Origin of the sequence: Nocardia sp. NPDC059229, from assembly GCF_042754165.1 — a bacterium.
Lineage (GTDB): Bacteria > Actinomycetota > Actinomycetes > Mycobacteriales > Mycobacteriaceae > Nocardia.
Map to the genome: position 1 here is coordinate 391,518 of NZ_JBHZAK010000004.1, position 14,648 is coordinate 406,165.

The window sequence follows — 14,648 nt, forward strand, 5'->3', positions numbered from 1 at the left end:
GGTCCCACCTCTGCGGCATCGGGCCGCCGTCTGCAGCCGCGGTCATTTCATCGCCGCGAGGTTGCGCCAGAAGTTGGCGAGGCTGTCGGTGCCGCCGAAGAGGGTGGTGAAGTTGGTGGAGTCGGCCATCACGATGTCGCCGGCGCGTTCGACGGTGGGGGGCAGCCACAGCAACGTATTGAATTCGGTGTTGCCCGCCTCGATGAACGGGTGGGGACGGGACAGTTCGATGGGCTGACGCGCGAGCAGGCGCACCGAATCGCTTTCGGGCTCGGTCAATTCGTAGTGGGGCAGGTGCGGGTGGAAATTGAAGGTGGTGACATCGTCGAGCAAGCGCGGGGTGTCGAGGTCACGGAAGGAGGTGAGCGGCGCGATCGAGCGAGTGCCTTCGACGACGGCGGGCCGCAGGCCGTAGACGTTGTGTACCGGGACATTCAGGGCGGTCATCAGCGAGCGGGTATAGGCGCCGAACCGCTGCTGGCGCGGCACCAGCGGATCACCGTGGTGTTCGAACTCGATCTGGCGCTGCTTCAGGTCATCGGTGAAGCCGACGTCGTGGTGCGGGGCGAGGAGCAGGCAGGTGCCCTCGCGCTGGAGCCACTGCTGGATTGCGGCGATCTCCTCGGGAGCCGCTTCCTCCTGCGCGAGAAGGTGATCGAGGCCGAACACCAGGAGGGTGTCGGTGTCGGCGAGGATGCGTTCGTCGATGGGCTGTCTGAATCCGGCCTGGTCGATGCGCTGGAACACCGCCACCGGATGCCCCGTCACTTCCCCGGCTACCCGCTGGAAGTCGAGGGTCGAGCGGTGGAACAGCTCGAGGGTGCCCGCGATGCCCTGCAGGAAGTGCGCGGCATCGTATTCGGGCGTCTCGTAGGCGGGCCAGGTGGCCTGGCGCACCTCGGTCATGGTGGAGAAGCGGTTGTCCAGTTCGGCCGTATCCCGTTGCGCTTCCCAGGGATAGCTCCACGACCAGTAGATGCTGATGCGCCGCTGGCCGGGGGTGTAGGGGCGAGCCAGGTGGGCCTGATTGTAGGTGCGGGCCGGGGTGAACGATGTCATGCTGCTGCCTCGATATCGGTGAGAGTGGTCAGATAGCGCAGGGCGCGCAGCCCTGGCAGGAAGAAGTACGCGCCGCCTCGGACGTTGGTGAACGCCGGAATTCCGGTGATGGTCTTGCGAATCGGACGCTTCGGAATCTTGAACTCCAGGGTGCCGTTCTGGTTGCCGATGATCGGATCCCGCTCGTTGCCCAGCTCGTGGAACGACGTGTCGTTGACCCACACGTTCTGCGCGAACTCGAACTGGCGCACCAGGCTCGCGCACAGCACGAAGGCCGCGATGCCACGGTCGGCGCCGTCGTCGGGGGTTCCCTCCGGCAGGTGCGGCCCATAGGTTGCGCCGCGCCGAATCATGCGGCGGCGCTGCATGTTCACGCCCGTATCACGTGGATTCATGCGCCGGATGTGCGATCCGAGCGGCACCGCGTAGCCGTGCGGATCCATCTGTTTGTAGTTGAAATCGTTGTTGCGGCTCATATCCGCACCCAGTTCCGGATCGTCGGCCTCCGGAGCGAGGACCAGCGGCGCGCCACTGCGCCAGCGGCCCATCAGCTTCGCCGCCACCAGCTCCTGTTCCTCGGCGGTGTCGCCGTGCTCGGCCATGAAGTCACGGAATCGACCCACGTGTTCGCGCAGGCGGCGATAGGCCATGAAGGTGCCGTTGCGCGAAAGTACCTCGGGCTGCGGCAGATCCAGCGGCGGCCCACTCTCGTCGTCGTAACCGAGGATGAACTCCCCGGCCTTCAGCGGTGCGCCGCTGCCCGGTGTGGGCTCCTCCCCCGTACCTTCGATCACCGGCTGCGACAAGCGATCCCGATAACCGAAGTGGTCGTGCGCGTAGCCGAACGGCGGTACGGCCTCCAGATCCAGCGACGACAGCACCGTGACACCTGGGCAAGCGGCAAGGAGTGCATTGTGTTCGGCCACCCGCCGGTCGCGTTCGGCGGCGTCACGGGCGAAGAGGATGACGATCGCGTGCAGATCGTCACCGGCCGTGCCGTCGATCCAATGGTCGGGATGGTTGGCCCCGGCATCACCCAGGACTTCGGCCCGGGCGGCCATGCCCTGGCGGAATTCCTCCGGGAAACTCGCCAGCGCGTCGGCCGGGACGCCCAGGGCGCGCAGTCCGGTCCAGGTGAAAGCCACGGACACCCACTGCTTGTCGGTGTCCACCGAGTCCTGCAAGTCGGCGACCGAGGGCACGCGGTCGGCCATGGCGGCGAGCCACGCACGCGCACCGGCGGCGTCGGTGAAGGACAGGAACTCGTAGCGTCCGGTCAGCGCCGGCACCCGGGTCAGCAGGATGTGCTGGATATCGTCGAATTCGAGCATCACGACCCCCGCTACTGCATCTCGTCGAGCATGCCGGAGAACGCCGCTTTGAGCCGCAGGGCCTTCTTGACCTCGTCGGAGGTCACGAACGGGTATTCGCCGTATTCGAGGAAGCTCGGGAACTGGTGCTTGCGGAAGAATTCGATGGCAGCGGCCCGATTGGTGCGCCAATCCTCGGGAAAGCCTTCGAGATTCACGAAGGCGGTGGTGATGCCCGTGGACAGGAACAGGTCGAGCGCGTCCTCGAGGTACTTGTCGAAATCGGTGTCGAAGATGCCCTGATACTGGAAGGTCAGGCCGTCGCCGATATCGAACAGCACCCACCGCAGATAGTGCAGCCGCAGCGGCGCAAGCACATTCGGATCCTGTTCGACCGCGGCCTGGATGACCTTGCCGTGTTCCCGGATCGCCGCCTCATGACCCGGCTTGACCTTGGCGACGATGGAAAACCCATAGTTAGCTGGAGTGCGGGGATAGACCGGGCCGTAGCGCCCCTGTTCGTACTCGAAGTACCCCGTCTCGGGGATGGCCATCGCTGCTGGCTTGGACCAATCCTCGTTGCTTGTGGCCACGTCGTCGTCCCTTCCTTCGGTCTGGCTTCGGTTGCTGGAACGAAACCCACTGTATGGTCCGCAGGGATCGACTGCTTATCATTACGGGACAGGATGCTGATCATTTCGGGACGTCGGAGAATCGGTGAAACCACTGGCCCGCTACGCGGCGCTGAACGAATACGTGGAGCTGTGCCGGTCGCTGGGCATCGACCCGGTGGGGCTGTTGCGCGCGTCCGGCCTGGACCCGGCCGGTCTGAGCCTGCAGGACCGCTGGGTGCCCGCCGCCGCGATCGCCGAGCTGCTCGAGCACTCGTCCGTCGCGACGAACTGCGCAGATTTCGGGCTGCGCCTGGCCGAGCGCCGCCGCTTCGCCAATCTGGGTCCGCTGAGCCTGGTGGTCCGCGAGGAGCCCGACGTGCGCAGCGCTCTGACCGTGATGTCGCGGCACGAGGACACGTACAACGAGGCGCTGCACACCCGCCTCACCGAACAGAACGGCCTCGCCACCATCCGGCTGACCCTGGATATCGGGCAGCCCGGCGATACTCGCCAATCCGTCGAACTCGCGGTCGGCGTGCTGCACGACCTACTCGCCGGTTTCATCGGTGCCCCGTGGCAGCCGGTGGAGGTCCGCTTCACCCACCCCGCCCCGCCCGATCTGCGCGCCCATCACCGGGTCTTCGGACCGCAGGTGACCTTCGAGCAGGACTTCAATGGAATCCTCACCTACACAAGCCATCTCGATGCGCCCAATGCGATGGCGGATCCGCAGCTGCGCGCCTACACCCAGCGGCTGCTGGACCCCGTCCACCCGGTCCGTCCCGCGACCACCGCCGACCGCGTCCGCGAGCTCATCGAACTGCTCCTCCCCACCGGTCGCTGTTCGGTGGAGCAGGTGGCCCGCAGCCTGGGCGTCGACCGCCGCACCGTCCACCGCCGCCTCGCCGCCGAAGGCGAGACCTTCAGCTCACTACTGGATTCGACCCGCGCCGAACTGGCCCGCCACATGGTCGCCAACCCGCGCCGCTCCCTGACCGAAACCGCCGAACTCCTCGGCTTCTCCGCCCCCGGAAACTTCTCCCGATGGTTCCGCAAACAGCACGGCTGCAGCCCCGCACAGTGGCGCCGCACCCGGGCATCGGCCGAGGCGACCTGACCTCAGCGCCGCGGCTCGGGCGTCACCGGGGTTCCCGGAGCGTTGCGGTCTTTGCCGTCGATCACGATGGGGTCGTCGGGGCCGAAGGCCATGCCGAATCGCGGGCGGCCGTCCTTGCCGAAGTACATGGGCTGGACGCGGATGCTGCGGCCGGGCCAGCCGGTGCCGGGTTCGAGGCGGGCGTGGTAGGTGATCCAGGGGCGGCCGTCGATGGTGAGGAATCCGTTGTGGCCGGGGGCGATGGCGCCGGGACCGCCGGGGAGCACGGGACCGTCCGATTTGGTCCAGGCGTCGGGGTCCATGGGGTCGCCGCCGCGCGCCAGTTCGAGGAGGCCCAGGCAGTAGGTGTCGTCGAAACTGGCATTGGCGGAGAAGGTTGCGAAGAGGCGGCCGTCGGGTGCGATCAGGGGTTGCGGGGCCTCGTTGAGCAGGAGGTCCGCGTCGTTGGGGACGGTTTCCCAGGCGGCGGTGGGTGTTGCGATGCTGACGCGGTCGCCGATCGGCGTCATGGGATCCGACATGCGGACCACGCAAATGTCTTGTACGCGTGTGTCATCGGGGTTGCGCAGGCAGGACCAGAAGAAGTAGCCGGCGCCCGCGTACTGCTGGTAGGTGCCGTCGATGGCCCAGCCGCCGGGCAGGTTCAGCGGCCCGAGATATTCGTAGGGGCCGGTCGGGTCGTTTCCGGTGGAACGCAGCGCGTACATCCGATGGGTCTCGTTGCGGTCGTCCTCCTGCCCCGCGAAGTAGATCCACCACCGGTCGCCGATGTGCACGAGTTCCGGAGCCCAGATCTTGGTGCAGGCGGGAGCGGGGCAGTCGGGGTGCTCCCACACCACCTTCGGCTCGCTCTCCTCCAGTCCCCCGAGCGTGTCCGAACTGCGGATCACGATGTTGTCGTCGTTGTAGAAGTCCCCCTGCACCAGGTGAAATCGGCCCTGGTAGTAGGTCATGCTCGGGTCGGCCCCGGCGGCCAGCACCGGATTGGTGAATACTTCGCTGTGCGCCCCGGTTGCCGAGGCCTTCGGTGTATTGCCCCCTGCGACCATCGTTCCGACGCCCACTGTCAGAACACCGACCAGCCCGACGGCTCTTCGCCAACCCACCAGCACCACCTCCGGCAAACGTCGAGAATTCAGTCTCGACGCCGTCGTGGGCGAGTTCAATCACATACGGAAAGCCGCAGGACTGCACAGCGATTCGCTGGGACTCCACAACGATCGGCTGCGCTGCTCACCGGCTCCCGGCGCAGAGGGCATGGTCGATCAGGGCGCCGGCCACGTTCTCCTGGTCGCGGATGTGTTCCGGAGTGTCGCCGCGCGCCTCGGACATGGACACCACGGCGCTTCGCGTGCCGTCCTCGGTGACGCCGTTGAGAGTGATGTAGCCGCCGTCCCCGCCCTCGTGACTCCAGTAGGTTCCTCCGCAGCCGAGGGGCCGTTCGGCCAGGCCGAGCCCGTATCGGCCACCGGGCCACAGCTGTTGGAGTTCCGCACTCACCGAGACGGTCTGCTTCATCTCCGCGAGCTGCCGCGCGGGGAGCAACCGGCCGCCGAGCAGCGCGCGGAAGAAGCTGTTCTCGTCCCGGGTGGTGGTGACCCACGAAAGGGTCTCGTGCTCAACGGGTATCTGATCGGTGACGTCCACCTCGGCACCGGGACCGAAGAATTGGTAGGCCCGGGCGTGCGGCTCGGGCAGGGTGGGCGAGGCGCCGGTCCACCGGGTCTGGTCGAGCCCGAGCGGGCCGAGGACGCGGGCCTCGATCTCCTGGTGGGCGGGTCGGCCGGTGGCCTGCTGAATGATCATGCCGAGCAGGACATATCCGGTATTGGAGTACTGCCAGCCCTGCCCGGGCGCGAAGTCCGGCGCCTGGGCCATGGCACGGGCCACCAGCTGCTCGGGACTGTAGAGGTCGTAGCGCTGCTGGTAGTACTCCTCCGGCGTGGTGTATCCGGGCAGGTCGTCGTGAATACCGCTGGTGTGCTGGAGCAGGTGGCGAATGGTGATCCGGCTGCCGTCGTTCCCGTTGCCCTGCACGACTCCCGGCAGCCAGCGGTCGACCGTGTCGTCGAGAGTCAGCGTGTGCTCGGCCTCGAGTTGGAGGACCACCGTCGCGACCAGGGTCTTGGCGGTGCTGGCCATGCGGAAGTAGCCGTCGGAGGGGACCGGGAGGCCGGTGTTCAGGTCGGCCGTGCCGCTGGTGGCGACCGATTGCCCACCGTCGGGCGTGATGACGCGGGCCTGCACGCCGCTGACACCGAGGGCGTGGATCGCTTCGGTGTCCTGACGCAACTGCTCCGCGAGCGAGGGCACGGCGGGCTGGGCGACCGCGGTGGCCATCTCGGCGACGAGCAACACGGCGGCACCGAGGGCAACCGAAAGGCGCCCGCGCAGAGTCGAAGTCATGGCTGAACGCTAGTTTCGCCGCCGCCCCGGCGTAATCCGGCACATCCCCAGAATCGGCATGGGGGAAATCCCCGAGCCCGACCCGAGGAGCTGGTCAATCCAGTTCGGCGAGTTTGGCTTCGAGCAGGGTGCGTTCCTGGTCGTTGCCGCACAGGGTGATAGCGAGGTCGAATTCGGTTCGGGCTTCGGCTGTCCGGCCCAGTCTGGCGAGCAGTTCCCCGCGGACACTCGGGAGCAGATGGGAATTCGGAAGGGCCGCAGCCGATCTGAGGTCGTCGACGATGGCGAGGGCAGGGGCGGGACCCTCCGCCATGGAGACCGCGACGGCCCGGTTGAGGTCGATGATCGGGGACGGCGAGAGCCGGGCCAGGGCTTCGTAGAGCAGGACGATGCGCGGCCAGTCGGTGGCCTCGACGGAGTCGGCGACGGCGTGGCATTCGGCTATCGCGGCCTGCAGACCGTAGGCGCCGAGGCCGCGGCCGAGGCGGGCCGCCTGGTCGAGGGCGGCGCGGCCGCGGCGGATCGCCGCCCGGTCCCAGCGCATTCGGTTCTGGTGTTCGAGCAGGATGGGCCGGCCGGTGGCGTCGGTGCGGGCGGGGAAGCGGGCGGCGGTCAGTTCCAGCAGGGCCAGCAAACCGTGGACCTCGGGCTCCTCGGGGACGAGGCGGGCCAGCACCCGGGCGAGGCGCTGGGCTTCGGCGGCGAGGTCGAGGCGGATCAGGTGTGCGCCGGAGGTGGCCGACGAGCCTTCGGTGAAGATCACGTAGACGACGTTCAGCACCGAGCCGAGCCGGGCGGCGCGTTCGTCGGCCGGGGGGATGGCGAACGGAACCTGTGCCGCCGCGAGGGTTTTCTTGGCGCGGGTGATGCGGGCCTGCACCGTCGCGGTGGGCACCAGGAAGGCCTTGGCGATCTCGTCGCTGGTCAGGCCACCGATCACGCGGAGGGTCAGCGCCACCTGCGCTTCGCGGGACAGCGCCGGATGGCACGACACGAACATGAGCGCGAGCACGTCGTCGTCGATCTGATCGGGATCCCAGAGCGGTTCCGCCCCTGGCGTTTCCGCGGGTGTCCCGCCGGTGGCGACCCCGCCCTCGCCCAGGTCGCGGGCGAGGGCGCGGTACCGGTCGTCGCGGGTGGCGCGGCGGCGGAAGGCGTCGATGGCACGACGCCGGCCGACGGTGAGCAGCCAGCCCGCAGGATTGCGTGGCACGCCGTCGCGCGGCCAGGTCACCAGCGCCTCGGCCAGCGCCTCCTGGGCGAGGTCTTCGGCCAGGGTGAAGTCGCCGGTGTAGCGGGCCAGGGCGCCGACGATGCGCGCGGATTCGATGCGCCACACCGCGGCGACGGCGTCACGACCGGTGGGGTCGGCCATGGCTCAGCGGCTCACAGCTGCCCGGTGGCCTCGCGCCAGGCGCGTTCCTTCTGGATCCACTCGTTGTCCTGCGGGAATTCGTCGATGGTGGTGACGCGCCGGATCTCGGTCTTGAATCCGGCACCGAACGACGGCGCCCGCCTGGCCCATTCGACGGCCTCCTCCTTGGAGGCCACGTTCAGGATGTAGAAGCCGCCGAACAGCTCCTTGGTCTCGCCGTAGGGTCCGTCGGTGACCAGCGGCGGCTCCGACGAGAAGTCCACCACCACACCCTCTTCCGCACTGTCGAGACCCTCGGCGGCCAGCAGGACCCCGGCGCGGATCAGCTCGTCGTTGAAGCGCCCGACGGATTCGAGCACCTTCTCGAAGTCGGCCTCGGCCATGGCCGCATTGCCCTCGTCGCTGGCGCGCCAGATCAGCATGTACTTCACGGGATTGTCCTCCTTGTCGCGGGTCGCTGTCCGACCCTCTCACACCAAGGTCGAACGACCTCCCCGACAGATCGACACGGCCGCGAAAAAAGATCGACAGGGCCCGATCGCCACGAGCGGTCAGCGACAGCCGCCGAGCTGTTGGAGTACCGCCCTAGAGGGTGTGCCATTCCGCGTTGCCCTGGCCAGCGAAATCCCCGGCGCCGGTGAACTGCACGGTATGCGCGAGACGCACGCCCGTCAGGCAGCCCGCGGGGCTGACAGTGATGTACTGCCCTTGGAAACCATTGGCCTGGAAACCGTCCGGGGTCGCCCCACTCCACCACTGGTAGCCGTAGCCGCCCGTTTGGCCGCCGCGCCCGCGGCCAGCGCCGGCAGCGGCGGTACACCGAGCAGTCGCCCGCCCTGCGCGGCCGCCAACAGGGACGTCGCGTCGGAAGGCAGGTCGGCCGGTGCGTCGGCGGGCGCGGTGGCCAGGGCATTCTGCACACCGATCGCCCGATCTCGGCGACCCCGATCAGCACGGCGGGCGGAATGATCGGCAGGTCCAGCCGGGCGTCCACCCGGTCCCGATGCCGCACGGCGGGGTCGGTCACGGCGCTACTCCTGCGGTGCCGGCTGCCGCCTGAGTTGCAGGGCCGGCTCGATATACCCGCTGTCGAGCAGGAATCCGAGGAACATCGCGCGGAAGGCCGCGTGCACGGTGTCGGGCGGCAGCGCACCCGGCGAGGCCATCTCGTGCAGCGCGAGCCCGTGCGCCAGCGCGGTGAAGGCGGGCGCCATGGCATCCGGATCCGGGGCCCCGGCCGCCCGCGCGCCCGCGGCGGCGGCCCGGCGCGCGGCGGTCAGCGCGCGGGTGACCGCATCACGGGATTCCGGCCGACGCGCCGCGTGCAGGTACGCCTCGAACAGCGCGAGGGTTTCCGGTGTGCGCGGCGTGGCGGCGGCGGTGAAGGCGGCCGCGATCTCGTCGGGTGAACCGTGCGCCTCGGCGAGCGACTCCGCGATCGCGATCTGGGTGTCGGCATCCTCTTCGGTATACGTGCGCAGCGCCTCCTCGGTCAGCGCATCGATCGAGTCGAAGAAGTAGCCGACGGTGGTCAGCGGCAGCCCGGCCTTCTCGGTGACCGCGCGATGGGTCACCCCGGCCACGCCGACCTCGGCCGCCACCTCGACTGCGGCTTTGAGCAGGGCTGCTCGCCGAGCCAGGGCGCTCGGGCGATGGCGGCGTTCGGTCACGCCACCCACCCTAGTCGCTCTCTGTAATTCCTTACAGATTTACCTGGGCAAAGTCTGTAAGTTCTTCTAGGCTTGCTCGGCATGACGCCCCTCCACGCCTTTCGCGACGATGCCCTCGGCGAACACGACGCGGTTGCCCTCGCCGACCTGGTCCGCGCCGGCGAGGCGAGCCCGCGGGAGCTCGCCGCCGCCGCCATCGACCGGGCCCGCGCGGTCGACCCCGAGCTGCACGCGGTCGCCTGCCCGCTCTACGACTCCCCGCGCTACGCCACCCGGCCCGGCAGCGCGCTGTACGGAGTCCCGACGTTCGTGAAGGACAACACCGATGTCGCGGGCCTGCCGACGAACCATGGCAGCGAAGCCTTCCGGGCCCGGCCCGCCGCGAAGGACGGGGCCTACACCCGCCAGTTCCTGGGCACCGGACTGACGCTGATCGGCAAGTCGCGACTGCCGGAGTTCGGCTTCAACGCCTCCACCGAGTACATGACCGAGCCGGCCGCGCGGAACCCGTGGAGCCTGGCCCATTCGATCGGCGCGTCGTCCGGCGGGTCGGCCGCGCTCGTCACCGCGGGCGTCGTCCCGATCGCGCACGCGAACGATGGCGGCGGATCGATTCGCATTCCGGCCGCGTGCGGCGGACTGGTCGGGCTCAAGCCGAGCCGCGGCCGGCACGTGGACGGTGAACAGGTGAAACACCTTCCCGTTCACATGATTTCCGAGGGCGTGGTCACCCGCACGGTCCGCGATACCGCGGCGTTCGTGGCCGCCGCCGAGGATGTGTGGCGCAATCCGAGGCTCGCACCGGTCGGGGCGGTGCACGGCCCGGCCCAGCGCCGGCTGCGAGTGGGGCTGATCATGCACAGTGTGACCGGCGCCGAGGTCGACGTGCCCACCCGGGCGGCGGTCGAGCACACCGCGAGCCTGCTGGAGCGGGCCGGTCACATCGTGGAACCGATCACGCTGCCGGTCACCGCGCAGTTCGCCGCCGACTTCGTGCAGTACTGGGCATTGCTCGCCGATCTCGCGGTCAGCACCGGGAAGATCATCCTGGACCGGTCCTTCGACGCCGCCAAGGCCGACGGCCTCACCCGCGGCCTGCGGGACCATCACCGCCGCACCCTGCACCGCACCCCGGGTGCGCTGCGGCGACTACGCCGGGTGCCGGCCGCCTACGCCCGGATGTTCGCGCGGCACGAAGTGGTCGTCTCGCCGGTCCTCTCGCACACCACACCGGAACTCGGATTCGTCTCACCGACGGTTCCGTTCCCCGAATTGATCGAGCGGCTCACCGGTTACGTGGGCTATACACCGCTGAACAATATCGCCGGAACCCCCGCCATATCGCTGCCCATGGGCCGCACCAGCGCGGGACTGCCGGTCGGCGTGCAGCTCTCCGGTGCGCACGGCGACGAACGGACCCTTATCGAACTGGCGTATCTCCTCGAATCCGAACAGCCTTTCCCGCGTATCCACCTCCCGACGGAGGGCCGATTGCTGGGATGATTCCTGAAATGACGCCTGAGAATCAGGCATTCTCTCCGAAATTTCAGGACATTACTCGCACGTAGCCACAACACCGGGTGCATTCTGGACTACAGGTGAAGAGTCTTCTCGGTTCGAGGGAGGTAGGGACATGGTCAGGGTGACGGCGGTCAAGTCGAACGGAGAGCACTGGCATCCGCATCCCGGTGACGCCATCGAGGACCCGGGCGAAGGCCCAGCTCTGGTGCTGTGCCTGCTCGGCATCGCATGCCTCGGCATGACACTCACTGCCGCCGCGTCCGGCTACCACGGCTGGGCGATACTGGGCGCGATCGCGACCGCGGTGCTCATCGTCTCGGGTTTGCTGATGATCCGCTTCGAATATTTCCGCGAATTCAAGCGGGAGCAGCGCGCCGGGCGGCAGGGGCACAACCCTCTGGTCCGCGGGGAATGGCGTCCACGGCAGGTCAGTTCGTGGCAGAAGCGGCGTGGAGTCGAGTCGTGACCGGTCACCCGGCCACGACCCGGAACTGAACTACTGAACTACTGAACCGAAAAAGATCGGCTAGTCGGAGGTGACGGAAAGCAGGCCGAATCGGTTGACGGCGGCGTGATTGTGGCCGTCGGCGCTCGTGATGACCACCTCGGCGGGATTGGTCAGGGCAATGCAGCAGAAGAGCCCGTTATCCTGCTGGATGCCGAGCGACAGGAACCTATGATTGTTGGCCTGCTGCCATTCGTCGAGAGCGGCGTAGAGCCCTCGCATGGTGGCACTTTCGAAGTAGACGACATTGTGCTTGTTGAGTTCGGACACCGACCGATCATGCACCGGCCGCCATCAGGGCGGCCCGCAGATCGATGCGATCGTCGAGGCGGGACAGATCGCGCCCGGTCAGGCGTTCGATCCGTTCGATCCGGTAGTGGACCGTATTGACGTGCAGGTACAGGGCTTCGGCGGTGCGGGTCCAGGAGCCGTTGTGGTCGAGGAAGGCGATGAGGGTGGCGCGCAGGGCCGCGTGCGAGTCGTCCTGTTCGAGCAGGGGACCCAGGACCCGGGTGCGATAGGCGTCGCGGATCGGCTCGGGAACACCGGCCAGGAGTTCGTGCAGGGTGGCCAGATCCTCGGCGGCGGTGACGCCGGAGCGCAGGGTGTGCGCGGCGCGCCGGGCATGGGTGGCACGGATGCGGGCATCGGGGAGGTCGGCGAGCCCGGACGCGGTCGAGATACCCACGGCGAGAGTCGCATTCGGGTCGCAGGCGGCGACCGTGGGGTGGGCCGCGCGCAGGCGGTCGAGCAGATCGGGACGGTCGGGGATGAGGGCGAATGCCTGGTCGCCGTCGGTCGCGATCGGGGTCGGCGCATCGCTCAACTGGGCCACCAGTTCGCGCAGGGCGCCGGCGGCGGCCGCGGGATCGCGGTGCGCGACGGTCGCGCACAGCATCCGGTACGGGCCGGGCTCGGCAACACCGAGCGAATCCACCTCCGTCGCAACGGAACCCGTCTGGGGTGCGCTCATCCGGAGCACGAACTCCGTTGCGGCACGGTCGCGTTCGTCCCGCTCCGCCAGCGTCCGGTCGCGGTACCGGCGCATCCGCGTCGACTACCGGGTGCTGCCGTCGGTGCACATCAAGGCGGGCACCCGCGCGGACGGCCGGTTATCGGCCCTGCAGGCGCGGGTGGTCTCCAATACCGGCGCATACGGAAACCACGGTCCGGCGGTGCTCTTCCACGCCGTCGGTGAGTCGATGGCGGTGTACCGCTGCCCCAGCAGGAAGGTCGACGGGTATTCGGTCTACACCAATACCGTTCCGGCCGGGGCCTTCCGGGGTTACGGGCTCGGGCAGGTGGTGTTCGCCATGGAGTCGGTGATGCACGAGCTGGCCCGCCGGGTCGACCTCGACCCGCTGGTGTTCCGCGAGCGCAATATGATCGGCCCCGGCGAGCCCATGGTCAACCCCGGCGGCCACGAGGAGGATCTGCACATCGCCAGTTACGGCCTGGACCAGTGCTTCGGCATCATCCGCCGGGCCCTGGCCGAACCGTTCCCGCCGGCCCCGGCGGGCTGGCTGACCGGCAGCGGCGCCGCCCTGTCCATGATCGCCACCGGACCACCCGGCGGACACTACGCCGACGCCCGGATCACATTGCTGCCCAATGGTTGCTACGACCTGGCCGTGGGCACCGCGGAATTCGGCAACGGCACCACGACCGTGCACCGGCAGATCGCGGCACAGGAGTTGGCCACCGTCCCCGACCGCGTCGCCATCCGCCAGTCCGATACCGATGTGGTCCGCCACGACACGGGCGCGTTCGGGTCCACCGGCACCGTGGTGGCAGGCAAGGCGGTGCTGTACGCGGCGCGCAAGCTCGCCGCCACCTTGTGTGCCACCGCCGCAACACATCTCGGCGTTGCCGCCGAGGACTGCGAGCTCGGCGCGGACTCGGTGCGCTGCGGCAATCGCCGCATCTCCCTGCAGGCGCTGCACACGTTGTCGGCCGAGTCCGGGGAATCCCTTGCCGCGGACGGACATTGGGGCGGCACGCCCCGCTCGGTCGCCTTCAATGCGCAGCTGTTCCAGGTGGCGGTCGATCCCGATACCGGCGAACTGCGCATCCTGCGCAGCGTGCACGCCGCCGACGCGAATTGGCCCTGCTCACGCACTATCGAAAGCCGTAGTGCCCGTCAGTGGATGGTGTAGGCCTGCCGGGAGAGGCGGAAGCTGTGGCCCGCCCCGGCGCATTCGACGTAGTCGGTCGTGCTCAGGCAGGTGAGGCCGCCGACGGTGATGTTCGTGCCGTAGTCGAGGACCGCCGCGGTGGATTCGACCAGACGGTCGCCGTGGCAGTGGAAGTCGACGACGCCGGTGCTCTCCAGGACCAGGCGGTCGCCGTACTGGAGGTGGCAGTTCTCCGGCCGGGGCGGGGTGGCGTAGTCGTGCTCGGAGATCTCGCAGGCCGCGGTGGTCGCGGAGACGATGCAGCCGATATTTCCCGACGGCGTGCGGAACCGCACGAAGTCGGGCGGTGCCGCCTGGGCGATCGCCGGGCCCAGCGTGGACACGGCGATCAGGGCGGCGGCCCCGGTCAGGGCACGGATCGGAAATTGCATGTCGACTCCCCGGTTCGGCAGGTTGACCGGTTGATCGTCGCCACCGCCGGATGCGATAACGGACCGGGTGACCATGAATGATTGCCACGGAGTGGCCGTGCCCGAACCGGGTTGGGGCACAATGGATTACGAGGAACCGACCGGCCCGGATTTGACAAGCGGAACGACCGGGCTCACCATTGCCCAGTCAGCACCTCGCTAGGCGAGGCTCCTGTACGAACACAGGCCACTGATCCGACGACGTCGAGAGACGCCCAGGGTTAGGACAGATCACCCCGGATTAAGGGGTGATCCGAAGTGGCTTCCCGGGCCGCGAGCCCCCGGATACGTCGTGCAGTGCCGAAGCTCTGACGAGAGGGGTGCAGGGTCCACGCCGTCGTGCGGGGCCCAGATCCCTCTTGCCGCGCGCGATGCGACACCCGATGTAGTGACGTCCACGTACGTCCCGGCGGCAAGGAGGTGAGGGACGAACAATGAGTTCCGGCGATAGTCCGTATCCGAGTAC

Annotated in this window: 15 protein-coding genes and 1 riboswitch; of the genes, 4 read left to right on the forward strand and 11 right to left on the reverse strand. The window is 68.5% G+C overall.

The annotated features are described in order from the left end of the window. Positions 1-42: 42 nt before the first annotated feature. The 3 genes from ACFXHE_RS13100 to ACFXHE_RS13110 are packed head-to-tail and all read right to left on the reverse strand — an operon-like array spanning position 43 to position 2,923. Positions 43-1,059, reverse strand: coding sequence for a hypothetical protein (locus ACFXHE_RS13100; RefSeq protein ID WP_379382693.1), 1,017 nt, complete (start codon positions 1,057-1,059; stop codon positions 43-45). Further along, the gene (locus ACFXHE_RS13105) at positions 1,056-2,390 is read right to left on the reverse strand and encodes a Dyp-type peroxidase (RefSeq protein ID WP_379382695.1); all 1,335 of its coding nucleotides are present in this window, start codon (positions 2,388-2,390) and stop codon (positions 1,056-1,058) included. Before ACFXHE_RS13105 ends, ACFXHE_RS13100 begins: the two co-directional genes overlap by 4 nt. An 11-nt stretch (positions 2,391-2,401) precedes the next feature. Then, positions 2,402-2,923, reverse strand: coding sequence for a hypothetical protein (locus ACFXHE_RS13110; protein ID WP_379382855.1), 522 nt, complete (start codon positions 2,921-2,923; stop codon positions 2,402-2,404). 163 nt (positions 2,924-3,086) lie between these two features. Between ACFXHE_RS13110 and ACFXHE_RS13115 the strand changes: the two genes are divergently transcribed. Next, positions 3,087-4,100 carry an AraC family transcriptional regulator gene (locus tag ACFXHE_RS13115; RefSeq protein WP_379382697.1) on the forward strand — a complete coding sequence of 338 codons (1,014 nt, stop codon included), beginning with the start codon at positions 3,087-3,089 and terminating at the stop codon, positions 4,098-4,100. Between the two features lie 2 nt (positions 4,101-4,102). On the opposite strand, the gene ACFXHE_RS13120 is transcribed toward ACFXHE_RS13115, so the two are convergent. From ACFXHE_RS13120 to ACFXHE_RS13140, 5 genes are all read right to left on the reverse strand, one after another. Continuing rightward, positions 4,103-5,206: a family 43 glycosylhydrolase gene (locus tag ACFXHE_RS13120; protein ID WP_379382699.1), complete on the reverse strand. Its 1,104-nt coding sequence runs from the start codon at positions 5,204-5,206 to the stop codon at positions 4,103-4,105. 127 nt (positions 5,207-5,333) lie between these two features. Then, entirely contained in the window at positions 5,334-6,506 is a 1,173-nt protein-coding gene (locus ACFXHE_RS13125) for a serine hydrolase domain-containing protein (protein ID WP_379382701.1), read from the reverse strand. Between the two features lie 94 nt (positions 6,507-6,600). Beyond that, positions 6,601-7,881 (reverse strand): RNA polymerase sigma factor, encoded by a 1,281-nt coding sequence (locus ACFXHE_RS13130; protein WP_379382703.1) that lies wholly within the window; start codon positions 7,879-7,881, stop codon positions 6,601-6,603. Positions 7,882-7,892: 11 nt separating this feature from the next. After that, positions 7,893-8,312: a YciI family protein gene (locus tag ACFXHE_RS13135; RefSeq protein WP_379382705.1), complete on the reverse strand. Its 420-nt coding sequence runs from the start codon at positions 8,310-8,312 to the stop codon at positions 7,893-7,895. A gap of 600 nt (positions 8,313-8,912) precedes the next feature. Beyond that, complete coding sequence (locus ACFXHE_RS13140) at positions 8,913-9,551, reverse strand: TetR/AcrR family transcriptional regulator (protein ID WP_379382707.1); 639 nt, start codon at positions 9,549-9,551, stop codon at positions 8,913-8,915. A gap of 81 nt (positions 9,552-9,632) precedes the next feature. Between ACFXHE_RS13140 and ACFXHE_RS13145 the strand changes: the two genes are divergently transcribed. Both ACFXHE_RS13145 and ACFXHE_RS13150 read left to right on the forward strand, forming a co-directional pair. Next, positions 9,633-11,054 (forward strand): amidase, encoded by a 1,422-nt coding sequence (locus ACFXHE_RS13145; RefSeq protein ID WP_379382709.1) that lies wholly within the window; start codon positions 9,633-9,635, stop codon positions 11,052-11,054. Positions 11,055-11,184: 130 nt separating this feature from the next. Beyond that, a complete protein-coding gene (locus tag ACFXHE_RS13150) occupies positions 11,185-11,538 on the forward strand; it encodes a hypothetical protein (RefSeq protein ID WP_379382711.1) in 354 nt (117 codons plus the stop codon). 60 nt (positions 11,539-11,598) lie between these two features. Here the strand turns inward: ACFXHE_RS13150 and ACFXHE_RS13155 are convergent, their stop codons facing one another. Both ACFXHE_RS13155 and ACFXHE_RS13160 read right to left on the reverse strand, forming a co-directional pair. Further along, on the reverse strand, positions 11,599-11,847 hold the full coding sequence (locus tag ACFXHE_RS13155) for a hypothetical protein (RefSeq protein ID WP_379382713.1): 249 nt from the start codon (positions 11,845-11,847) through the stop codon (positions 11,599-11,601). Positions 11,848-11,854: 7 nt separating this feature from the next. Further along, positions 11,855-12,625: a PucR family transcriptional regulator gene (locus tag ACFXHE_RS13160; protein WP_379382714.1), complete on the reverse strand. Its 771-nt coding sequence runs from the start codon at positions 12,623-12,625 to the stop codon at positions 11,855-11,857. Between the two features lie 28 nt (positions 12,626-12,653). Between ACFXHE_RS13160 and ACFXHE_RS13165 the strand changes: the two genes are divergently transcribed. Beyond that, positions 12,654-13,733, forward strand: coding sequence for a xanthine dehydrogenase family protein molybdopterin-binding subunit (locus ACFXHE_RS13165; RefSeq protein WP_379382716.1), 1,080 nt, complete (start codon positions 12,654-12,656; stop codon positions 13,731-13,733). On the opposite strand, the gene ACFXHE_RS13170 is transcribed toward ACFXHE_RS13165, so the two are convergent. After that, a complete protein-coding gene (locus ACFXHE_RS13170) occupies positions 13,718-14,143 on the reverse strand; it encodes a DUF6636 domain-containing protein (protein ID WP_379382718.1) in 426 nt (141 codons plus the stop codon). The two genes, ACFXHE_RS13165 and ACFXHE_RS13170, sit on opposite strands and share 16 nt — an antisense overlap. Before the next feature lie 187 nt (positions 14,144-14,330). Continuing rightward, a riboswitch (M-box (ykoK) riboswitch) is annotated at positions 14,331-14,509 on the forward strand. Positions 14,510-14,648 lie beyond the last annotated feature (139 nt).